We start from the raw sequence: 20624 nt of genomic DNA, 5'->3' as shown, positions 1-20624 counted from the left end.
TCGGGATCGCTGGTTAACCGCCGGAGGAAAACGCCATGTTCTCGCCGTTCGATCCCTTCCGCTGGTCGCTCGCCCATGGCCGGCTTCTGGAGCTCGGCCCGCGCGGCATCCTGATGGCGATCGTCAACGTCACGCCGGACTCCTTTTCCGACGGCGGGCGCTTCGACAGCGCGGACGCCGCCGTGGCGCGGGCGATCCTGTGTCTCGAAGAGGGTGCGGAGATCATCGACATCGGCGGCGAATCGACGAGGCCGGGTGCTGCATCCGTCTCGGCGGCCGAGGAGCAGGACCGGATCCTGCCGGTCATCGAGGCGCTCGCCGGCACCACGGATGCCATCATCTCCGTGGACACCTACCGCGCCGAAACGGCGCGGCTTGCGGTCGCCGCGGGCGCCCATATCGTCAATGATGTGCATGGGTTGCAGCGCGAGCCCGATATCGCCGCGGTCGCGGCGCAGAGCGGGGCGGGGCTCTGCATCATGCACACCGGGCGCGACCGCGAGAAGCGGCCGGATGTGGTGGAGGACCAGTATCTCTTCCTCGGGCGGTCGCTGGAGATCGCCCGCGCAGCCGGTGTGCCGCGTGAGGCCATGGTGCTCGACCCCGGCTTCGGCTTTGCCAAGGACGCGGACGAGAACCTGGAGCTGATGGCGCGGTTCGGCGAACTCTACGGTTTCGAGCTGCCCATCCTTGCCGGCACGTCGCGCAAGCGTTTCCTCGGCGCGGTAACGGGGCGCGAGGCGGCGGAAGACCGCGATGCGGGCACGGCCGCCACGACCGCCTTGCTGCGCATGGCCGGTGCGGCGGTCTTCAGGGTACACGATGTCGCAATCAACAGGGACGCATTGGCCGTTGCCGATGCTATGCTTTCAGCGCGGCGCAGGGTCGCTGCGCGCGAGGTGCAGGGCGAAACGCCGGCGAGACAGGATATACCATGACCACCAGCTACACGATCACGCTCAAGAATTGCGCCTTCTTCGCCCGCCACGGCCTGCACGATGCGGAAGAGTTTCTCGGGCAGCGCTTCTTCGTCGATGCGGAACTCGACGTGCTGCCGCTTCGCCCGCTGTCGGACGACGCCATCGATTCGACGGTGGATTACGGCGTGGCCTTCCAGGAAATCGAAAAGATCGTGACCGGCCAGCGCCGTTATCTGATCGAGGCGCTGGCCCAGGAGATCGCGACGGTTCTCTGTGCGCGTTTCCCGCAGATTTCGCGCGCCCGGATCACCGTGCGCAAGCCCAATGCGCCCGTGCCGGGCGTTCTGGACTATGTCCAGGTCACGGTCGATCATGTCGTCTGAGACGTTTCGCCGGGCGACGCTCGGCCTCGGCGGCAATATCGGCGATCCCGCCCACGCGATGGCCGCGGCGCTGCGCGCGCTCGATGCGCGGGCGGATTGCGGTGTGCTGGCGGTGTCGCGGCTTTATCGCACGCCGCCCTGGGGAAAGACGGACCAGGACTGGTTCTTCAACGCCTGCGCGCTGATCGAAACCACGCTGGCGCCCGAGCCTCTGCTCGACATCTGCCTCGGGATCGAGCGCGACATGAAGCGCGAGCGCATCGAGCGCTGGGGACCGCGCACCATCGATATCGACGTTCTGACCTATGAAGGTGTGGAGCAGGCCGGCGGGCGGCTGGAGCTGCCGCATCCGCGCATGACGGAGCGCGGCTTCGTGCTCATGCCGCTTGCCGATGTCGCGCCGTTGCTAATGGTCGAAGGTCGGCCCGTCACCGCATGGTTGGAAGCGGCGGACGTCGCGGGCATAGAGCCGGCAAGCGCCGGCCCGGACTGGTGGCGGACTACTTGATCGAACCGACGGCGATATCGTCGAGATTGCGGTCGAGCGACAGGCCGATGACCGGGATCATCTTGTCTTCGACCTTCACCGAGATGGTGATGTTCATCTTCTTGTCGCCGTCGAGGCGTGCGATCATGGCGCCGTTCAGCTTCTGGCGGTTGATGCCCACCACGACCTTGTTGCCATTGACCTGGCCGGACACGATGTCCATGCCCTTGCCGGCGGCGCCGTCGAGGAACTTGCCCTTGTAGGTGCTGCCTGCCTTGCTGATCAGCGCGGACATCGGCTGCTTGAACACGCCGACGCGGCAGAAGCCATCGAGCTGGATGCCGGCGCCCTTGGCGGCGACGGGGTTGCCCGTCAGGTCGCAGTTGAACTTGGTGCCCTTGTATTTTCCGGCGACGATTTCACCCGCGCCCTGCCAGTTGCCGGCGACCTGTTCGAAGAAGGCCCTGTCGCGCTGCGAGGCGGATGCGGGAAGCGCAATGGCGCTGGCTGCGAGAATGGCCGCTGCGGAGGCGCGGGCGATCAAAGAGGTGCGCGAGTACATGAACGATCCTTGATGGGCGATGGCCGTTGGCCTGCTTTGTGCGTTCAGGTTTGCGCGAAAATGGTTAACGGACGGTTTCCGGCGGGCGTGCTCGCGTCTTTTGATGGCGCATGACGGCCCGGGAAACCGGGGTGTTGCAGCAAGGTCACGCCTCGTCGCGGCGGCTGCCCGTGGTGCCGGGCGTCAGGTCGCCGATGAAATCGCCGATGCCGGGGCGCTTGAGCGCGCGAAAGGGCATGGGCCGGCAGAGGTCCATGGCGGCGATGCCGATGCGGGCGGTCATCAGGCCGTTGATGACGCCTTCGCCGAGCCTTGCGGAGAGTTTCGAGGCCAGCCCATGGCCCAGGACCTGCTGCACGAGGCTGTCGCCCATCGCGATCGATCCAGTCACGGCGAGATGGGCGATCACGTCACGCATCAGCCGCAGCATGCCGATCTTGCCCGGGCGTCCGCCGTAGAGTTCGGCCATGCTGCGCACCAACCGGCTGCTTTCATAGATGACATAGCCGAGGTCCACCAGCGCGCGCGGGCTGACGGCGGTGACGATGGAGACGCGCTTGGATGCGCCGAGGATCAGCGCACGGGCCTCGCGATCGAGCGGGCTCATCAATTCGCGCTCGGCAAGCTCGATCAGATGAGCGGCATCGATGATCTCGCCGTCGGTTTCGGCAAGCCGTGCACGGCCGCGCGCCGTCTGCGGGCGGGCGGCGAGCAACTGGACGAGACGGGCGACCATGGCCCGGCCGCCGGCCGGCGTGGGCGAGGCGGCCGCCTCCTCGATATCGTGCTTGAGATCCTGCACGGCCGCGAGGCGACGAAGGCCGATCAGCTCGCGCAGCACGACGCCGAGAAGGGCGAGGACCGCCACCACGGCGGCGGCGAGGGCGAGGTATCCCAGCCAGTCGTTGCGGCTGAACAGGTCGCGGATCAGGGCATCGACCCAGAGGCCCACGGCGAGCGATATCAGCACGCCGAGCGCGCCGAAGACGATGCGGCCGAGCGTGATGCGACGCGGGCGCGGTGCGGCGACGGGCGGGGTAAGGTCGGGCAGGTCCGCCGTCGTTGCGATGAAGGGGTCCTCCGCGTCCGGGGTCAGCCTGACGGGCGCGTCGAAGGCTGCGGGCGCACGGGTGCGTTCGCTCTCCGGCCGGGTGGTTGCCTCGGCCGGCAGGGAGAAGGCGGCGGGCTTGCGCGGACGGTCGGTCATGCGAGCCGGTCTCCGATCAGATATTGCAGCGCGCGGTCGAGCCTGATGTGCGGCACCGACAGTTTCAGCCCGCCGCCGGTTTCCTCGATATGGGGCGGGCGAAAGCGCACGAAGTTGAGCAGGTGTTCGCCTTCAGGAGCCGATTCAAGCGCTTCGAAAAGTGAATCCGGATTCTTCGGCAAGTCACCGGGAAATATCGCGGTTTTGCGTTCGCCATCGAAAATTTCGCCGTTGATTTTTTCACCCGCCATGGGCACGCCGACGATCACGGGCAGGTCCTCGCCGCCATGCTTGACGGTGGCCTCGCGGGTGGCGCGCACGGAGGCGAGCGCCATCACCTCGATGCCCGCGCCGCTCATGCCGATGCGCTCGATGGCGCGCTCGACGAGGCGGCGGGTGACGGCCTCCAGTCGCGGATGGCTTTCATGGTGCAGATGATCGGCCTTGGTGGCGGCGATCACGATGCGGTCGATACGCCGCGTGACGAAGGAGGACAGGAAACTGTTGGACCCGGCACGGAAACAATCCAGCACGTCGCCGAGCGCGCGTTCCAGATCGTGCACGGCCTCCGCGCCGCGGTTGATCGCCTGGAGCGCATCGATCAGCACGATCTGCCGGTCGAGGCGGGCGAAGTGCTCGCGAAAGAACGGGCGCACCACATGGGACTTGTAGGCTTCGTAGCGCCGCTCCATCATCGCCTGCAGGGAACCGCGCGCCGGGTTGCCCTTGGCAAGGTCGGGCAGCGGCGCGAAGGTGAGCGCCGGCGAGCCTTCCAGATCGCCCGGCATCAGGAAGCGGCCCGGCGGCAGGGTGGAGAGCGAGCGCTCGTCGGATTTGCAGGCGCGCAGATAGGCGGTGAAGGCCTCTGCAAGCGCGCGCGCCGTCGCCTCCGACGCGTCGGCCGCCGGATCGACCGTCGCGGACAGAGCCAACCAGTCGCGGGCAAGCTCGGCGCGGACACCGGAGCTTGCGAGTGCAACGGTCTTTTCGCTGAAGGTCCGGTAATCCTGCGCCAGCAGGGGAAGATCGAGCAGCCATTCGCCGGGATAATCGACGATGTCGATGGAGAGTTTGCCGGGCGAAAACAGCCGGCCCCAGCCGGAGGCGCTCTCATATTCCAGCGTGAGGCGGAGCTGTGAAATGGCGCGGGTCGAATCCGGCCAGACGCGGTCGGCCACCAGCGCACGGATATGGTCCTCGTACTGGAAGCGCGGCACGGCATCGTCCGGCTGCGGTTCCAGGCGGATCTTCGAGACCCGGCCGGAGCGCCCGGCCTCGAACAGCGGCAGGCGCCCGCCGTTCAGTAGATTGTGCACGAGCGAGGAGATGAAAACCGTCTTGCCGGCGCGCGACAGGCCCGTCACGCCGAGCCGGATCGACGGGTTGACGAGATTGGTGGCGCGGCCCGTCAGCGCGTCGAGCGCGAGCAGGGCTTCATCGGTCAGGGTCGTCAGGCTGGGGGGCACGATTTCTCTTCCATCATCGAAGGCGATATAGGAAACCCGACGACGCCGAAAAAGAGGCGCCGGGACGCCCGCGCGTCTTCCGCGCGTCTTTCAGCGCAGGGGGCGCGGCGCCATGAAGCCCGCCAGGCAGGCGCCGCCCTGGTCGCCGTATGTCGGGCGGTTGTCGAAATCCAGGATGGCGAGACCGGCGGTGGGATAGCCCAAGGGCGCCGCGGTCTCGGCGATCTCACGGCCGACGAGGCTATGGAAGAACGCCTCGACCATCGGATTGTGACCGACGATCATCACCGACGTTTCCGCGCGTGCGGCGAAGGCCAGTTCGGCATAGGTCTCGATTCCGCCGGAATAGAGCGAATCCACATAATCGATCGGCAGCTCCTCGCCGACCGTGCGGCGGAACGGCGCCGCCGTCTGACGGCAGCGCAGGGCCGTGGAGGAGAGGATGAGGGCCGGCCGGTAGCCCTGGTCGGCGGCTTCTTCGGCGATGACCTCCGCCTCGGCGAAGCCTTCGTCGTCAAGAGCGCGCTCGAAATCGGACTGGCCCGGCTGCGCCCAGGCGGCGCGGGCGTGGCGAAGGATGTAGAGCCGGAAAGCCGGCGTGCCGAGAGATGTCAAATCGATGCTCCATCCGCCCGCGGCCGACCATCAGAACCGCTTTCCGACTTCATGTCTTTCCCCGCGGCAAAGATCAACCGGTTTCGCGGGCGGATGCATTCACGATTGCGGGGAATGGCAGCGCGGCCCGTCAAATAAAATCTTGATAGGGCGCCCTTGGGGGACGGAAAGTCGTGCCTATATTCTCGGCACGCGCCGAAGGCGGAGCAGGCGGTCTTCCTTCCAACGGCCGCGGCAATGCCGTCTTCGGCGCGATATGGGAGCGGCTGTTTTGCCATCCTATTGTAATTTTGATGAAATATTACTCTGGCAAGGTCCAAAACATAGGCACGCGTGAAAACCGTGGGTAAGTCTCAGAAGGCTTGAAACGGCGTAATTGTAGGGATATACAGCGCGCCTTGAGATGTTCTTCAGGAGAATCGCGTTGAGTGAGAAGATCGATCTTAGCAATTTCGTCCTCAATGAGGACGATGAATTCATGAGTGCCAACCAGCGGGCTTACTTTCGAGCGAAGCTTAACGCCTGGAAAAACGACATTCTGCGCGAAGCGCGCGAAACTCTCGAACATCTGGCCGAAGAAAGTGCCAATCATCCGGATCTCGCAGACCGGGCATCCTCGGAAACCGACCGCGCCATCGAGCTTCGGGCTCGTGACCGCCAGCGCAAGCTGATCTCCAAGATCGATGCCGCGTTGCAGCGCCTGGACGAGGGGACATACGGGTACTGCGAGGAAACGGGTGAGCCGATCGGCCTCAAGCGTCTCGACGCCCGTCCGATCGCAACGCTGTCCATCGAGGCGCAGGAGCGTCACGAGCGCCGCGAAAAGGTGTATCGCGACGAATAGGCGTCTGCCTGACGGGCGAAACGGGCACCGGGGGCCAACCCTTCACGCTCGTTCCTCAGGATGCCGAAATAACTCAAACCCCTGGAGCTTCCGCTTCCAGGGGTTTTTTCTTGGCCGCATCAGCCCTTGCGGTTGGCGGCGATCTCGCCGAGCAGGCGGGCCATCTCGGCTTCCGTCTCCTCACGGCTCTTGCCGGCCGGTTGCTGCGCCTGTCCGGCCATGGCGGCGGTCTGCGTCGGGTTCGACGTCGGCTGGGCAGCGGTGCGCACCTGGCCGGCACCGGCGGTCGGCGCGGGATTGTTCGCCATCTCCGCTTCGAGCAGCTTTTCGAATTCGCTGACGAGGGCCGGATTGTCCGCGGCGCTGCCTTCCGGTCTGACCGGCGTCGCCGTAACGGCGGTTACCGGGCGCTGCTGCGCGACCTGATGGCTCTGGGCGGGAACGACAGTCGGGTTCACGGCGCCCACGGACGAAGCCGTTGCGGTTGCCACGGGCTGCGGCGTCAGCACGCGCTGGCGGTTCTGCTCCAGCAGGTCTTCCACGCGCTTTTCGGACGTGCGCTGCTGCTGGCCTGGCTGCGTCTGCTGCACGGCGGAAACCGGCTGGGACACGCCACGGGCGGGAACCGGGCGCGCATCCTCATCGCCGGCATAGAGCACCTTGCCCATGGCGGAGACGCCATCCTGTGCCGCGGCCGGCCGTCGCTCGGTGGTGGTGGTGGTCGGGGTTGCAGCCGTGACGCTTGCCGCCGGCCGGGTGACCACGGGCGTCTCCACGGCGGCGACGGCGGGTTCGCGTCGTGTGGGCTCGGCTCGCTCGACCGTCTCGACGGGCTTTTCGGCAGGCGGCGCGCTCTCGCTCGGCGTCGTCACGATCCGCGATTCGATGACGATGTCCGTGGGGCCGCCGATCATGACGAGGTGTTCCACGTCGTCGCGCCGCACCAGAACGAGGCGGCGGCGCGTATCGATCGCGGCGGCATCCAGCACCGCAAGGCGGGGCGTGCGGTTGCGGCCGCCGCGAATGAAGGGCGAGGACGGACGGCCCCGGATGATCCACAGCACCAGCGCGAGGCAGAGAAGGCCGAGCAGGACGACGACCACGGCGATGACGAACTTCTGACCGTTGTCTGCGAGGATCTCAGGCAACATGGCGCGTGCACTCCTTTTGTCCGGTCGGCCCCAGCCGCTCACCACGGCATCTGACGGCCTTTTGCGAGGTCCTACAAGCGCTTGGCGACGGTTGTCCAGCATCCATTGCCGTCGCGCTTGCGTCGTAACTATGGCGGCGCGCGGAAAATACGAGGGTTTTGGCGGTAATATTCCCTGTGAATTCGCGGCCTTGCTTCCCCTCGGCGGCTTTTTGCGCTTCCCTCGGGCAGCTAAACATGATTCTCGCATCGTTGCCGCGCCACGTGAAGGGCAGGCGCGTTGCATATGAGGGATTGATGACGACGATGAAACGGCCGGGCGACGACAATCTGCCGATCGTGGACCGCGGCTTGCGGCCGGCGATGGCGCTTCGCGTCGTGCTGCTGGCCGTCGTGCTGGCGGCCTCGGCCGGTGCCTTCATCGTTTTCAAGAATCAGCTCGACAACGAACTCGTGCTCGGCGTGCTGGGCGTGCTGGCCATGGCGGGCATCTTCTTCGTCGTGTCGGCGTTGATCGGCTTCATCGAGTTCATGCCGGAACCCGCCGGTGCCGACGATCTCGCACATGCCTTTCTCGACAGCCATCCCGACGGCACCGTCATCACGGATCGCAAGGGGCGCATCGTCTATGCCAATGCCGCCTATGGCGCGCTGACCGGCGCGCGGGGCGACGCGGAAGTGCAGTCGCTCGAGACGCTGCTGTCGCGCAACCGCGACGCCACGGAAGCCGTCTACCGCCTCACCAACGGCCTGCACGAGGGGAAGGAGGGGGCCGAGGAATTCCGCGTCCAGAAATCCCTCGACGCGTCCGCCTCGGCCGGTTCCGGCGCGCACTGGTACCGGCTGAAGGCCCGCGTGCTGCCCAACGGCAAGAAGGCCGGGCGGCCGCTCTATATCTGGCAGATCTCGGATATCACCTCGGAGCGTGACGATCAGGAGCGGTTCTTCAAGGAGTTGCAGAACGCGATCGATTATCTCGACCACGCGCCCGCGGGCTTCTTCTCCGCCGGCCGCAAGGGCGAGATCGTCTATCTCAACGCGACGCTCGCGGAGTGGCTGGGCATCGACCTCACGAAGTTCCATCCGGGATCGCTGTCGATCGCCGATGTGGTGGCGGGCGAGGGGCTTGCGCTCATCCAGTCCGTGCAGGCCGAGCCTGGCCTGAAGCGCACCGAGACGCTCGATCTCGACCTGCGCAAGACGAATGGCCAGAGCCTGCCGGTGCGCATCGTGCACCGCGTGTCCTCCATGCGCGACGGTGCGCCCGGCGACAGCCGCACCATCGTCCTGGCGCGCGAGGAGGGCGGCGAGACCGACCAGTCCGCGTCGATCGCCTCCATGCGTTTCACGCGTTTCTTCAACAACACGCCGATGGCGATCGCCTCCGTCGACGGCAACGGCCGCATCCTGCGCACCAATGCGCCGTTCCTGAAGCTGTTTTCCGGCGTCGTGTCGCGTGACGACATCGATCGCGGCGCCAAGCTCGAGACCATCGTGCACGAGACGGACCGGCTGCGCCTCCAGGCGGCATTCGATGCGGCCAAGGACCGGCAGGGCGATATCCCGCCGATCGATTCGCTGCATCCCGCCGACGACGGGCGGCATTTCCGTTTCTACGTGAACGCCGTCATCGACCAGAGCGACGAGGCGCCGGAGGAGGCGGCCATCGTCTACGCCGTGGAGATCACCGAGCAGAAGGCGCTCGAGACCCAGATGGCGCAGACCCAGAAGATGAACGCGGTCGGAACGCTCGCCGGCGGCATCGCGCACGATTTCAACAACGTGCTGACGGCCATCCTGCTCTCGTCCGACCATCTCCTGCTGTCGGCGCGTCCCGCCGATGCAAGCTTTGCCGATCTCATGGAGATCAAGCGCAACGCCAACCGCGCCGCGGTGCTGGTGCGCCAGCTGCTCGCCTTCTCGCGCAAGCAGACGATGCGCCCGACGGTGCTCAACCTCACCGACGTGATCGGCGACCTGCGCATGCTGGTCGACCGGATGACCGGCACCAATGTGAAGATCAATGTCGATTACGGCCGCGACCTGTGGACGGTGAAGACGGATCTCGGCCAGTTCGAGCAGGTGCTGATCAACCTCGCCGTCAACGCTCGCGATGCCATGCCGGACGGCGGCACCATCACGTTCCGCACCCGGAACGTGGAGGCCGAGGAGGCCGCTGCCCGCAACCTGCGCGACCTGCCGCCCGGCGACTATGTCGAAGTCGAGGTTTCCGACCAGGGAACCGGCATACCGCCCGAGATCATCGACAAGATCTTCGAGCCCTTCTTCACGACCAAGGATGTCGGCAAGGGCACGGGCCTCGGCCTCTCGATGGTCTACGGCATCGTCAAGCAGACCGGCGGCTACATCTATCTGGATTCGGAAGTCGGCAAGGGCACGACCTTCCGCATCCTGCTGCCGCGCCATGTGGAAGAGGCCGTTCCCGCCGATACCGCGGCCGATGCCGCGCAAACCGGCGCCCAGCCGGTCGCGTCCGTCGCGCAGATTGCCGAAAAGGAGCCACGCGACCTCACCGGCGGTTCGGCCGTCGTGCTGCTCGTCGAGGATGAGGAAGCTGTCCGCCGCGGCGGAAAGCGCATGCTGGAAACCCGCGGCTATACGGTGCACGAGGCCGGATCGGGCGTCGAAGCGCTCGACATCATGGACGAATTGAACGGTGCCGTTGATATCGTCGTGTCCGACGTGGTGATGCCCGAAATGGACGGGCCTTCTCTGCTGCGCGAACTGCGCAAGTCCTATCCGGATCTCAAGTTCATCTTCGTCTCGGGTTACGCCGAGGACGCCTTCGCCCGTAACCTGCCTGCCGATGCCAAGTTCGGCTTCCTGCCAAAACCGTTCTCGCTGAAGCAGCTGGCCGAGGCCGTGCGGGAAATGCTGGACGAAGGGTAGGGCGTCTTCGCTTCACGTGCTTATCCGACGGTGATTATATTGCTTGCAAATACAGCAAGAGACTAGGCTTGGATAAAATTGAGCCAGTATCTGGTCGTGGCGAGATGGATCATGCCGGAGAAGCTATTCGCGAGTTGATCTTCTCTGGTTGCGACGGCACGGTTGATTTTTTGATGTCCGGACGTTCGCTCGATGCAATTTCACTGCTTGTATAGCGTCCGGCCGAATAGCTGACTTCGGTTGCAGCGGGGCTCTATCAATGCCAAAACGGCGACATGAAGAACATCCAGATCATCGATGATGCTGACAACGCTACCTACAGCCTTTTCCAAGCGACGGAGGCGGAGTTTGAAGCAATCTTCCCGAACGGACGAGATATCGAATTGGCCGAGGATTTGCTCGACCGACTTGGAGAGGAAATGGCCGGTGCTGTGTTGGCGCCAATCTGGAGCCGCCCAATCCTGAAGCGCGATGCGCTTGGCATCCATGGCACTCTGTTTTACGACAATGACCGTCGGCGCGACCACATCCCGCCGTCAAAGCGTGAAGTGGATTGGAACGAAGGCGCGATCAACCAAGCCCAACGAGACTTGTTCGCCAAGCATCGCTAGTGTTCCCACGTCGCGTAGCGAAAAGCGGCCGGACAAAGCCGGCCGCCTCCGTTCTTCAACTAAGCCACCATCGCGACGGCGATTTCGGCCGCAAGACGGGCGTTGTTCTCCACGAGCGCGATGTTCGTCTTGAGGCTGCGGCCGTCGGTCAGGTGGAACAGGCTGTCGAGCAGGTAGGGCGTGACGGCCTTGCCGGCGATCTCGTCGCGCTCGGCATTGTCGAGCGCACGGGTGATGTAGATTTCCATCTCCTCGCGCGGGATCTCGTCGGCCTGCGGCACCGGATTGGCGATCAGCATGCCGCCGTCGACGCCGAGCTGGTCGCGCACCGTCTGGAAGTTGGCGATTGCCGCCGGGCTGTTGAGCGTCAGCGGGCTCTTCAGGCCCGAATCGCGCGACCAGAAGGCCGGGAAGATGGCGCTGTCATAGGTCACGACCGGCACGCCGCGCGTTTCCAGCACCTCCAGCGTCTTGGGGATGTCGAGGATCGCCTTGGGGCCGGCGCAGACGACGATCACGCCGGTGCGCGCGAGTTCCTCGAGGTCGGCCGAGATGTCGAAGGTCTCTTCCGCGCCGCGGTGAACCCCGCCGATGCCGCCGGTGGCAAAGACCCTGATGCCGGCGCGCGCAGCACCGATCATCGTGGCGGCGACCGTGGTCGCGCCCGTGCGGCGCTCGGCAATGGCAAACGCCATGTCGGCGCGCGATACCTTCATCGCGCCCTTGGTCTGCGCCAGCGCCTCGAGCTGGGCGGCTTCCAGGCCGATATGCAGCACGCCCTCGATGACGGCGATGGTGGCCGGCACGGCGCCGTTGTCGCGGATGATCGTCTCCACGCTGCGCGCCATCTCGAGATTGCCCGGATAGGGCATGCCGTGCGTGATGATCGTCGATTCGAGGGCGACGATCGGCGCGCCGCGGGCCTTGGCGGCGGCGACTTCGTCCGAATACTGCATCGGCAGGAGGGAGGAGACGGGTCTGGTCATGCGATGTCCTTGAAGGATTTTGGGCAAAAAAGTCTCATGACAGGATTTCGGCAGGCGGCACAAGAGAAAGTGCGTCGGCAAGGGCCGTCTGCGACATTTCTTCCGCGACGGCGAGCGGCGAGCGCACGGTGATGACGGCGGCGGCGACGCCATGGCGCAACGCCTCATCGATCGGCGTTCCGCGAAGCCACGCGTCGAGAAAGCCGGAGGCGAGCGAATCGCCCGCGCCGGTGACATCGCCGAGCGCCGGTATGGCCGGCGGTACCACCGAAGCGGCACGCTTCTCGTCAAAGGCGATGACGCCTCTGCCGCCGCGCGTGACCACGCCGGCGCGAAGGCCGACGGCGCGCAGCGCGTCGGGCCAGTCGGCCGGGTTTTCCGGGCTGGCGCCGCAGAGCGTGCGCGCCTCCGCCTCGTTCATAAACAGGAAGGCGAGGGCGGGCAGGGTTTTTCCAAGGCGCACGACCTTGGCCGGCGAAATGGCGATGGCGGCAAGCGGAATGCCGGCTTCCCGCGCCATCGCCGCCATCGCCTCCAGCGTTTCCGCCGGCAGGTTGGCATCGGTCAGCAGGGCGCCCGCTTCGGCAATCGCCTCGCGCATGGCGCGCTGTTGCAGCCGGCGCGGCGAAAACAGCCGGTAAAGCTCCATGTCGGCCAGCGCGATGACGAGGTTGCCGTCGCGCTCGATGATCGCCGTGTAGCTCGGGGTCGCGCGGTCGAGAAAGGTGAAGGGCGTGTCCTCGACGCCCGCCGCCTGTGCGGCGGCCGCGACGATCTCGCCGTCCGTGTCGCCGCCACGCGGCGAGACCAGCCGCACGCGGCGGCCGAGCCGGGCGAGATTGCGCGCCGCATTGAAGGCGCCGCCGCCCGCTTCCACGAACCACCCGCCCGGATTGCTGGCGCCGGGCACCGTCTCGCCGGCAATGCGCCCGCGCCTGTCCACATGGGCGCCGCCCATCACCAGTATCGTTCTGTCCGTCATCACAGTCCTTCGCATCCGCATGCCGATTCGTCCGTCCCAGGCAGGTTGCAGGGCGGTCAAACCGTTGTTTTCAATCCACGATCATCCACTTGAAACGAAAGTAGAACACACGTCTGATTTGCCAATTCACTCAAATGGATGAACGGTCCTTGCAAAAAGAGAACAAAATGTGTACATAGCTTTCATCGGCGGGTTCGTTGCCTGTCTTGCTTCAATAACCTAAAGGTGGACAAAATGGCACAGAACAGTTTGCGGCTCGTAGAGGATAAAACAGTGGATAAAAGCAAGGCACTCGAAGCGGCTCTCTCCCAGATCGAGCGCTCGTTCGGCAAGGGCTCCATCATGAAGCTCGGCGGCAAGGACAGCGTGGTGGAGATCGAGACGGTTTCGACCGGCTCGCTCAGCCTGGATGTGGCGCTCGGCATCGGCGGCCTGCCCAAGGGGCGCATCATCGAAATCTACGGGCCGGAAAGCTCGGGCAAGACGACGCTGGCACTGCAGACCATCGCCGAGGCGCAGAAGAAGGGCGGCATCTGCGCCTTCGTGGACGCCGAGCACGCACTGGATCCGGTCTATGCCCGCAAGCTCGGCGTGGACCTGGAGAACCTCCTCATTTCGCAGCCGGATACCGGTGAGCAGGCGCTGGAAATCACCGATACGCTGGTCCGTTCCGGCGCCATCGACGTGCTGGTGGTCGATTCGGTCGCGGCACTCACGCCGCGCGCCGAAATCGAAGGCGAGATGGGCGAAAGCCTGCCGGGGCTTCAGGCCCGCCTGATGAGCCAGGCGCTGCGCAAGCTGACGGCCTCCATCTCCAAATCCAACACGATGGTCATCTTCATCAACCAGATCCGCATGAAGATCGGCGTCGTCTACGGTTCGCCGGAAGTGACGACGGGTGGCAACGCCCTGAAGTTCTATGCCTCCGTGCGTCTCGATATTCGCCGCATCGGTGCGGTGAAGGAGCGTGACGAGGTGATCGGCAACCAGACCCGCGTCAAGGTCGTCAAGAACAAGATGGCGCCGCCCTTCAAGCAGGTCGAATTCGACATCATGTATGGCGAGGGCGTTTCCAAGACCGGCGAGCTCATCGATCTCGGCGTCAAGGCCGGCATCGTCGAAAAGTCGGGTGCCTGGTTCTCCTACAACAGCCAGCGTCTCGGCCAGGGCCGCGAGAACGCCAAGACGTTCCTGCGTGACAACCCGGACCTCGCGCGCGAGATCGAGACGTCGCTGCGTCAGAATGCCGGTCTCATCGCCGATCGCTTCCTGGAAAACGGCGGTCCCGATCCGAACGATGCCGACGACGCGGCGAACATGTAGTCTTCCCGCAACGCTTTCGGAAAACGACGGAAAACCGGCCTTTCTTCGCGAAGGGCCGGTTTCTTCGTGTCTGGACAGGTGCCGGGCCGGACGATAAAAGCCTTCAGTTCTCGCGCATGCCCGCGGTTTCAGGCCTTCCTTCGGAAGGCGTCGGGCGAAGCGCGGTTTCGACGGAATTCGCGGATGGACGGTCCACAAGGCCTTCCGGGCGGGCACTCCGGCCGGCGAGGCGGTGTCGCGTCGCTGTGGGGCAATTGGGTGGATGACGCGCCGGTTCCGGTGCAGACAGTGCTAAGATGAAGGACGCGATATGAGCGGCGTGAATGACATCCGGTCGACTTTTCTCGACTATTTCCGCAAGAACGGGCACGAGGTCGTGGCCTCCAGCCCCCTTGTGCCGCGTAACGATCCGACGCTCATGTTCACCAATGCCGGCATGGTGCAGTTCAAGAACGTCTTCACGGGGCTGGAGACGCGGCCCTACACCAAGGCAACGACGGCCCAGAAGGTCGTGCGCGCCGGCGGCAAGCACAACGATCTCGACAATGTCGGCTATACCGCACGCCATCTGACCTTCTTCGAGATGCTCGGCAACTTCTCCTTCGGCGATTACTTCAAGGAGCAGGCGATCGAGCACGCCTGGACGCTCGTCACCAAGGGCTTCGACCTGCCGAAGGATCGTCTTCTCGTCACCGTCTATGCCGATGACGACGAGGCCGCGCTGCTGTGGAAGAAGATCGCCGGTTTCTCCGACGACCGCATCATCCGCATCCCGACCTCCGACAATTTCTGGCAGATGGGCGATACCGGCCCCTGCGGCCCCTGCTCGGAAATCTTCATCGACCAGGGCGAGCATGTCTGGGGCGGCCCTCCGGGCTCGCCGGAAGAGGACGGCGACCGGTTCCTGGAGTTCTGGAACCTCGTCTTCATGCAGTTCGACCAGACCGCACCCGGCGAGCGCAGCCCGCTGCCGCGTCCGTCCATCGATACCGGCATGGGCCTGGAACGCATGGCCTGCATCCTCCAGGGCGTGCAGAGCGTTTTCGAGACCGACCTGTTCCGCACGCTGATCGCCGCCGTCGAGGAAACGGTGGGCACGAAGGCCGAGGGCGAGGCCGCCGCAAGCTGCCGCGTCATCGCCGATCACCTGCGCTCGTCCGCTTTCCTGATCGCCGACGGCGTGCTGCCCTCGAACGAAGGCCGCGGCTACGTCCTGCGCCGCATCATGCGCCGCGCCATGCGCCACATGCAGCTGCTCGGCGCCAAGGAGCCGCTGATGTGGTCGCTGCTGCCGGCACTCGTCGGCGAGATGGGCCGCGCCTATCCGGAACTCGTGCGCGCCGAGGCGTTGATTTCCGAGACGCTGAAGCTCGAGGAAACCCGTTTCCGCAAGACGCTGGAGCGCGGCCTCTCGCTGCTGTCGGACGCCACCGTCACGCTCAAGAAGGGTGACATGCTGGACGGCGAAACCGCCTTCAAGCTCTACGACACTTACGGCTTCCCGCTCGACCTGACGCAGGATGCGCTGCGCGCCCGCGAGATCAATGTCGATCTCTCCGGCTTCAACGATGCGATGCAGCGCCAGAAGGCCGAGGCCCGCGCCAACTGGTCGGGCTCGGGCGACAAGGCGACCGAGGCCGTCTGGTTCGAGCTGAAGGAAAAGCACGGCGCCACCGAATTCCTCGGCTACGACACCGAAACGGCCGAAGGCGTGGTTCAGGCCATCGTCGTCGACGGCAAGGCCGTCGGCAGCGCCAAGGCCGGCGACAGCGTGCAGATCGTCGTGAACCAGACCCCGTTCTACGGCGAATCCGGCGGCCAGATGGGCGATACCGGTGTCATCACCTCGGACAATGCCCGCCTTGCCGTTACCGATACGCAGAAGAAGGGCGAGGGGCTGTTCGTGCATAGCGCCGTCGTCGAGAACGGCACGCTGAAGCTCGACGATGCGGTCGTGCTCACGGTCGATCATGCGCGCCGGTCGCGCCTGCGCGCCAACCACTCCGCCACGCACCTGCTGCACGAGGCGCTGCGCGAGGTTCTGGGCACCCATGTCGCCCAGAAGGGTTCGCTCGTGGCGCCCGAGCGCCTGCGTTTCGACGTTTCGCATCCCAAGCCGATGACGGCGGACGAACTGCGCGTCATCGAGGACATGGCCAACGAGATCATCGTGCAGAACGCGCCGGTCACCACCCGCCTGATGTCGGTGGATGATGCCATTGCGGAAGGCGCCATGGCGCTGTTCGGCGAAAAGTACGGGGATGAGGTCCGTGTCGTCTCCATGGGCACCGGCCTGCACGGCGCCAAGGCGAACCGGCCCTATTCGGTCGAGCTTTGCGGCGGCACGCATGTCTCCGCCACCGGTGAGATCGGCCTTGTTCGCATCCTCTCGGAAAGTGCCGTCGGCTCGGGCGTGCGCCGCCTGGAGGCGCTGACGGGCGAGGCCGCTCGCGCCTATCTCGCCGAGCAGGACGAGCGCGTGAAGTCGCTTGCGAGTGCACTGAAGGTGCAGCCCGGCGAGGTTCTGGCCCGCGTCGAGGCGCTCGCCGACGAACGCCGCAAGCTCGAACGCGAACTGACCGAGGCCAAGAAGAAGCTCGCCCTGTCCGGCGGCTCGGCCGGCGGTGACGATGGCGTGCGCGATGTCGCCGGCATCAAGTATCTCGGCAAGGTCGTGACGGGCGTCGAGCCGAAGGACCTGAAGAGCCTGGCCGACGAGGGCAAGAAGAGCCTGGGCTCCGGCGTCGTCGCCTTTATCGGCGTCTCGCCGGATGGCAAGGCGAGCGCCGTCGTCGCCGTCACCGAGGATCTGACGGGCCGTCTCAGCGCCGTCGATCTCGTGCGCGTCGCCTCCGAAGCGCTCGGCGGCAAGGGCGGCGGCGGGCGTCCCGACATGGCGCAGGCCGGCGGGCCCGATGGCGCCAGGGCGGCCGAGGCGATCGACGCCGTGGCCGCTGCCATCGGCGGCTGACCGCGCTGCCGGCGGCCGGAATCGACCCGATCTGATACGCTACGGCGGGCCTTGGCCCGCCGTTCGTTTGCGAAGTCTTCAACGTTTCCGTGTAGCGTGGTGCCGCGCGGAGTTTTTGTTTTGATCGAAGATCTCGTCAGTATTTCGACCTTGATGATGTGCACGTTCCTGTCGACCACCGTCGTCGGGATCTTTCTGCTTCAGGTCTGGCTGACCGATCGGCGCCATGCGGCTGCGGGCTACTGGTGCCTGTCCATGTGGGTGGGCTCGCTCTGCACGCTGCTTTTCACCTTTCGTGCATTCGGTTATCCGCTCGTGACGGTTGGGCTTGCCAATATGCTCGCCGTCTTCGGCTATGCCATGACGTGGGCCGGATTCAGGGTATTCGACAACCGCCCGGTCCACGGCGTCGTCGTGCTGTCCGGAGCGGTTCTCTGGCTCGTTGCCTATCTGGGCGTGGATGCGGTGGCGCAGGACGTGAACAACCGCGTCATCATCATTTCGCTGATGATCACCGCCTATTCGGTGGCGACGGGCGTGGATATCTGGCGCGGCCAACGCACCGACCCGCTACCGACGCGGTTTCTCGCCGCACTCTTCTTCGTGTCGCATGGCGTCATCTATTTCCTGCGCGTGCCCATGACCTTGCTGGCGCCTTCGGCCTTCGGCCACGGCACGGCCTATTCGGCATGGTTCGCGATTTTCTCGCTGGAACTGTTCGCCCATACGATCCTGGCGGCCGTCGCCATGCTGGTGCTGATCAAGGAGCGGGGGGAGGCACTGTACCGTCAGGCGTCGCGCACCGATGCGCTCACCGGCATCGCCAATCGCGGCTCCTTCCTCGATGATGTGCAGGCGCGGCTTGCCGGGCGGTCCGGCGGCAGCCTGCTCGTCTTCGATCTCGATCGTTTCAAGAGCATCAACGATACCTATGGCCATGCTGCGGGCGATGCCGTGCTCAAGCGTTTCGTCGAGACCGTTTCCGCGCGAATGGAACGTGGCATGCTGTTCTGCCGCTTCGGCGGTGAGGAGTTTGCGCTGTTTGCCCCGCATCATGGCATGGATCGGGCGGAGGCTTTCGCCCAGTCGTTGCGGCGCGAGATAGCCGCGCTGTCGCTGGATGACGGGGAGGGCCGCGCGATCAGCCTTTCCGTGAGCATCGGGCTTGCGGATGTCGAGACCTTCGGCGCCGATTTCGATCGTCTCTATTCCGCTGCCGACCGCGCGCTCTATGCCGCCAAGGACGAGGGCCGCGACCGGGTGAAGCGGGCCCAGCCGTCGTCAGGCCTCTCGGACCTCGCGAGCCGCCTGCGGGCCACCATCGCGCCCGATGCGGGAGCGGCCGCAGCCGGTTAGCCCGCGCCCGTCCTCTTTGGAAATTTCCCGGAGCCTCGGCACGATTGGGACGGCGGTCACTTGACCGTACCGTCGAGATAAAGGTCTTCACCGCGTTGCAGAGACGTGAAGGTGAAGTCGTCTTTCTTGAGAAAGCGGTCGAACCAGCCCAAAAGTTCATCCTTCGTCGCCGTGTTGCGATAGCCCACCAACCTGACGCTGAGAGGAGCACTGAAGGCGATGTCAAAGGCCGTGTCGAACTGGGTTGTGCCTGAGAGCTGAACCGAAAACGTGCCGTTGCCGTCGTGACGGATGGCGATGTCCGCACGCGTGAAAAACTCGTCGCTGTAGGTGGTGATGAGGCCGGGGGCTTCCCACCAATCCTCACCCGTCAGGGCGTTTCGCGTTCCTTCGCCCTGGAAGTCTGCCCGGATGTCCTGCAGGCTGCGATAATCGCGGTTGTCGAAGCGCTTCACCGGTATTTTGAGCCATTGTGTATCAAGCGCCGGGTTCAACCATTGGGAAACGTCATCCTCGGGGTCATTGTTGGGATCGAAGAAGAATTTTGGGGATGTCACGGTCAAGTCCAGGACGACATGGTCTTCCAGCGTCTGGCCGGGCCAGGATCCACTGCTCGCCCGCAAGGTGATGCGCGGTTCCTCAACGGCAAGGTCGAGCGGATAACTCTGATAAACAATCTTGAAATGCGCCATGTCGTCTCCCGTGTGAAACTCCCCATGAATTCCGCAGGATAGCGGCTGATGGTACACTTTGCCATGCACATCGCTCTGGATCAAACCGCTCGCAAGGGAAAACCGCGCGGTCATGCAGATGAGCAAGATTTGCGAAGTCGGACCGTGCCATGGTTCGAGGCATGCGAACGGGAGGCGAGACATGAGCAGCAATGACATATGGGCGGCCTACGAGAAGCGTCTGACGCGCGTTTCAGACTATATCCACGATCACCTGGACGAAGAGCTGGATCTCAACCGCCTGTCCGAAATTGCCTGCCTGTCCGCGCATCACTGGCATCGCGTCTATCGCGCCGTTCACAAGGAGACGCTGGCCATGACCGTCCGGCGGCTTCGCCTGCACCGGGCGGCGGGTGATCTGGTGCGCAGCGATCGTCCCGTCCGCGATATCGCCGCGCGATGGGGTTATCCCAACCTTCAATCCTTCACGCGGGCCTTTTCGGTTGCCTATGGCATGCCGCCGGCCCGCTACAGGCGGGAGGGACCCCACCGTGCCTACGCAACGGAAAACCAAGAGGAAACCACCGGCATGTTCGACGTCACGATCCGCACGCTCCCGCCGCAGAACCTGCTCTGCATTCCGCATACCGGGTCCTATATGGGCATCGGCAAGGCCTTCGAGGCGCTCTACGGCACGCTTTATTCGCGCGGCCTCTTTCGACCCGGCATGCGCATGATCGGCTTGTATCTCGACGATCCCGATCTTGTCGCCGAGGACAAGCTGCGCTCCTTTGCCTGCGTCACGGTCGATGCCGCGCCTGCCGTCGCGCCGCCGCTGGAGCAACGCACGCTGTCCGGCGGAGACTATGCCGTGCTGCGTCATCAGGGGCCTTATGCGAATATGGGTGCTGCCTATCGCTGGCTCTTCGAGGCATGGCTGCCCGCGTCGGGCCGGTCGATCCGCGACGAGGTGATGTTCGAGCACTATCTCAACAGCCCGCGGGATGTGGCGCCCGAGGCGCTGCTGACGGAGATCGGCCTGCCGCTCCAGCCGGATGGCGATACGGCGTCCTGAGACCCGCGGCGGCAAGCCCGCCCCCAAATAAAAAAGCCCGGCGCGATGGCCGGGCTTTTCATGCCTATGGGCGCCGATCAGGCCGCCATGGCCTTGCGGAGGTTT

Annotated in this window: 19 protein-coding genes; 11 read left to right on the top strand and 8 right to left on the bottom strand. The window is 65.1% G+C overall.

Annotation, left to right across the window (positions count from 1 at the left end):
• Positions 1-35: 35 nt before the first annotated feature.
• From folP to folK, 3 genes are read left to right on the top strand one after another with little or no spacing between them, the layout of a single operon-like run.
• Positions 36-938, top strand: coding sequence for a dihydropteroate synthase (gene folP / locus GR158_RS00095; protein WP_160869146.1), 903 nt, complete (start codon positions 36-38; stop codon positions 936-938).
• Positions 935-1303: a dihydroneopterin aldolase gene (folB, locus tag GR158_RS00090; protein ID WP_134649952.1), complete on the top strand. Its 369-nt coding sequence runs from the start codon at positions 935-937 to the stop codon at positions 1301-1303. The genes folP and folB overlap by 4 nt, the downstream gene beginning before the upstream one ends.
• Positions 1293-1811, top strand: a complete 519-nt coding sequence (folK, locus tag GR158_RS00085) for a 2-amino-4-hydroxy-6-hydroxymethyldihydropteridine diphosphokinase (RefSeq protein WP_160869144.1) — start codon at positions 1293-1295, stop codon at positions 1809-1811. Before folB ends, folK begins: the two co-directional genes overlap by 11 nt.
• On the opposite strand, the gene GR158_RS00080 is transcribed toward folK, so the two are convergent.
• The 4 genes from GR158_RS00080 to GR158_RS00065 all read right to left on the bottom strand — a co-directional run bounded on the left by GR158_RS00080 (position 1804) and on the right by GR158_RS00065 (position 5640).
• Positions 1804-2352: a hypothetical protein gene (locus GR158_RS00080; RefSeq protein WP_134649950.1), complete on the bottom strand. Its 549-nt coding sequence runs from the start codon at positions 2350-2352 to the stop codon at positions 1804-1806. The genes folK and GR158_RS00080 overlap by 8 nt on opposite strands.
• A 145-nt stretch (positions 2353-2497) precedes the next feature.
• Complete coding sequence (locus GR158_RS00075) at positions 2498-3559, bottom strand: YcjF family protein (protein ID WP_160869142.1); 1062 nt, start codon at positions 3557-3559, stop codon at positions 2498-2500.
• Positions 3556-5025: a YcjX family protein gene (locus GR158_RS00070; protein ID WP_160869140.1), complete on the bottom strand. Its 1470-nt coding sequence runs from the start codon at positions 5023-5025 to the stop codon at positions 3556-3558. The genes GR158_RS00075 and GR158_RS00070 overlap by 4 nt, the downstream gene beginning before the upstream one ends.
• A gap of 90 nt (positions 5026-5115) precedes the next feature.
• Entirely contained in the window at positions 5116-5640 is a 525-nt protein-coding gene (locus GR158_RS00065; protein WP_160869138.1) for a histidine phosphatase family protein, read from the bottom strand.
• 424 nt (positions 5641-6064) lie between these two features.
• On the opposite strand from GR158_RS00065, the gene dksA reads away from it, so the two are divergent.
• Positions 6065-6484 carry an RNA polymerase-binding protein DksA gene (dksA, locus tag GR158_RS00060; protein WP_160869136.1) on the top strand — a complete coding sequence of 140 codons (420 nt, stop codon included), beginning with the start codon at positions 6065-6067 and terminating at the stop codon, positions 6482-6484.
• A gap of 119 nt (positions 6485-6603) precedes the next feature.
• Here the strand turns inward: dksA and GR158_RS00055 are convergent, their stop codons facing one another.
• Complete coding sequence (locus GR158_RS00055; RefSeq protein ID WP_160869134.1) at positions 6604-7635, bottom strand: flagellar biosynthetic protein FliO; 1032 nt, start codon at positions 7633-7635, stop codon at positions 6604-6606.
• Positions 7636-7931: 296 nt separating this feature from the next.
• Between GR158_RS00055 and cckA the strand changes: the two genes are divergently transcribed.
• The 3 genes from cckA to GR158_RS00040 all read left to right on the top strand — a co-directional run bounded on the left by cckA (position 7932) and on the right by GR158_RS00040 (position 11155).
• Positions 7932-10544, top strand: a complete 2613-nt coding sequence (gene cckA / locus GR158_RS00050; RefSeq protein ID WP_160869132.1) for a cell cycle histidine kinase CckA — start codon at positions 7932-7934, stop codon at positions 10542-10544.
• Between the two features lie 68 nt (positions 10545-10612).
• On the top strand, positions 10613-10759 hold the full coding sequence (locus tag GR158_RS00045; protein WP_160869130.1) for a hypothetical protein: 147 nt from the start codon (positions 10613-10615) through the stop codon (positions 10757-10759).
• Between the two features lie 60 nt (positions 10760-10819).
• Positions 10820-11155 carry a hypothetical protein gene (locus GR158_RS00040; protein WP_134649942.1) on the top strand — a complete coding sequence of 112 codons (336 nt, stop codon included), beginning with the start codon at positions 10820-10822 and terminating at the stop codon, positions 11153-11155.
• A 59-nt stretch (positions 11156-11214) separates the two neighbouring features.
• Here the strand turns inward: GR158_RS00040 and GR158_RS00035 are convergent, their stop codons facing one another.
• Both GR158_RS00035 and GR158_RS00030 read right to left on the bottom strand, forming a co-directional pair.
• Entirely contained in the window at positions 11215-12141 is a 927-nt protein-coding gene (locus GR158_RS00035) for a pseudouridine-5'-phosphate glycosidase (RefSeq protein WP_160869128.1), read from the bottom strand.
• Between the two features lie 34 nt (positions 12142-12175).
• Entirely contained in the window at positions 12176-13123 is a 948-nt protein-coding gene (locus GR158_RS00030) for a carbohydrate kinase family protein (RefSeq protein ID WP_160869126.1), read from the bottom strand.
• 234 nt (positions 13124-13357) lie between these two features.
• On the opposite strand from GR158_RS00030, the gene recA reads away from it, so the two are divergent.
• The 3 genes from recA to GR158_RS00015 all read left to right on the top strand — a co-directional run bounded on the left by recA (position 13358) and on the right by GR158_RS00015 (position 18773).
• On the top strand, positions 13358-14446 hold the full coding sequence (recA, locus tag GR158_RS00025; RefSeq protein WP_160869124.1) for a recombinase RecA: 1089 nt from the start codon (positions 13358-13360) through the stop codon (positions 14444-14446).
• A gap of 310 nt (positions 14447-14756) precedes the next feature.
• Entirely contained in the window at positions 14757-17417 is a 2661-nt protein-coding gene (gene alaS, locus GR158_RS00020; RefSeq protein ID WP_160869122.1) for an alanine--tRNA ligase, read from the top strand.
• A 120-nt stretch (positions 17418-17537) separates the two neighbouring features.
• Positions 17538-18773: a GGDEF domain-containing protein gene (locus GR158_RS00015; protein WP_134653313.1), complete on the top strand. Its 1236-nt coding sequence runs from the start codon at positions 17538-17540 to the stop codon at positions 18771-18773.
• Between the two features lie 56 nt (positions 18774-18829).
• Here GR158_RS00015 and GR158_RS00010 read toward each other — a convergent pair whose 3' ends face one another.
• Positions 18830-19465: a hypothetical protein gene (locus tag GR158_RS00010; protein ID WP_160869120.1), complete on the bottom strand. Its 636-nt coding sequence runs from the start codon at positions 19463-19465 to the stop codon at positions 18830-18832.
• A gap of 181 nt (positions 19466-19646) precedes the next feature.
• Here GR158_RS00010 and GR158_RS00005 point away from each other — a divergent pair, with 181 nt between their 5' ends.
• Positions 19647-20519: a GyrI-like domain-containing protein gene (locus GR158_RS00005; protein WP_160869118.1), complete on the top strand. Its 873-nt coding sequence runs from the start codon at positions 19647-19649 to the stop codon at positions 20517-20519.
• Positions 20520-20624 lie beyond the last annotated feature (105 nt).

Origin of the sequence: Shinella sp. AETb1-6 (assembly GCF_009826875.1) — a bacterium.
Lineage (GTDB): Bacteria > Pseudomonadota > Alphaproteobacteria > Rhizobiales > Rhizobiaceae > Shinella > Shinella sumterensis.
This window is presented reverse-complemented; position numbering and strand designations above follow the sequence as displayed.

Bases quoted from the DNA above. Each gene is read 5' to 3' on its own strand.
- folP (WP_160869146.1), top strand. From the start codon at position 36: ATGTTCTCGCCGTTCGATCCCTTCCGCTGGTCGCTCGCCCATGGCCGG.
- folB (WP_134649952.1), top strand. From the start codon at position 935: ATGACCACCAGCTACACGATCACGCTCAAGAATTGCGCCTTCTTCGCC.
- folK (WP_160869144.1), top strand. From the start codon at position 1,293: ATGTCGTCTGAGACGTTTCGCCGGGCGACGCTCGGCCTCGGCGGCAAT.
- GR158_RS00080 (WP_134649950.1), bottom strand. From the start codon at position 2,352: ATGTACTCGCGCACCTCTTTGATCGCCCGCGCCTCCGCAGCGGCCATT.
- GR158_RS00075 (WP_160869142.1), bottom strand. From the start codon at position 3,559: ATGACCGACCGTCCGCGCAAGCCCGCCGCCTTCTCCCTGCCGGCCGAG.
- GR158_RS00055 (WP_160869134.1), bottom strand. From the start codon at position 7,635: ATGTTGCCTGAGATCCTCGCAGACAACGGTCAGAAGTTCGTCATCGCC.
- cckA (WP_160869132.1), top strand. From the start codon at position 7,932: ATGACGACGATGAAACGGCCGGGCGACGACAATCTGCCGATCGTGGAC.
- GR158_RS00040 (WP_134649942.1), top strand. From the start codon at position 10,820: ATGAAGAACATCCAGATCATCGATGATGCTGACAACGCTACCTACAGC.
- GR158_RS00035 (WP_160869128.1), bottom strand. From the start codon at position 12,141: ATGACCAGACCCGTCTCCTCCCTCCTGCCGATGCAGTATTCGGACGAA.
- GR158_RS00030 (WP_160869126.1), bottom strand. From the start codon at position 13,123: ATGACGGACAGAACGATACTGGTGATGGGCGGCGCCCATGTGGACAGG.
- recA (WP_160869124.1), top strand. From the start codon at position 13,358: ATGGCACAGAACAGTTTGCGGCTCGTAGAGGATAAAACAGTGGATAAA.
- alaS (WP_160869122.1), top strand. From the start codon at position 14,757: ATGAGCGGCGTGAATGACATCCGGTCGACTTTTCTCGACTATTTCCGC.
- GR158_RS00010 (WP_160869120.1), bottom strand. From the start codon at position 19,465: ATGGCGCATTTCAAGATTGTTTATCAGAGTTATCCGCTCGACCTTGCC.
- GR158_RS00005 (WP_160869118.1), top strand. From the start codon at position 19,647: ATGAGCAGCAATGACATATGGGCGGCCTACGAGAAGCGTCTGACGCGC.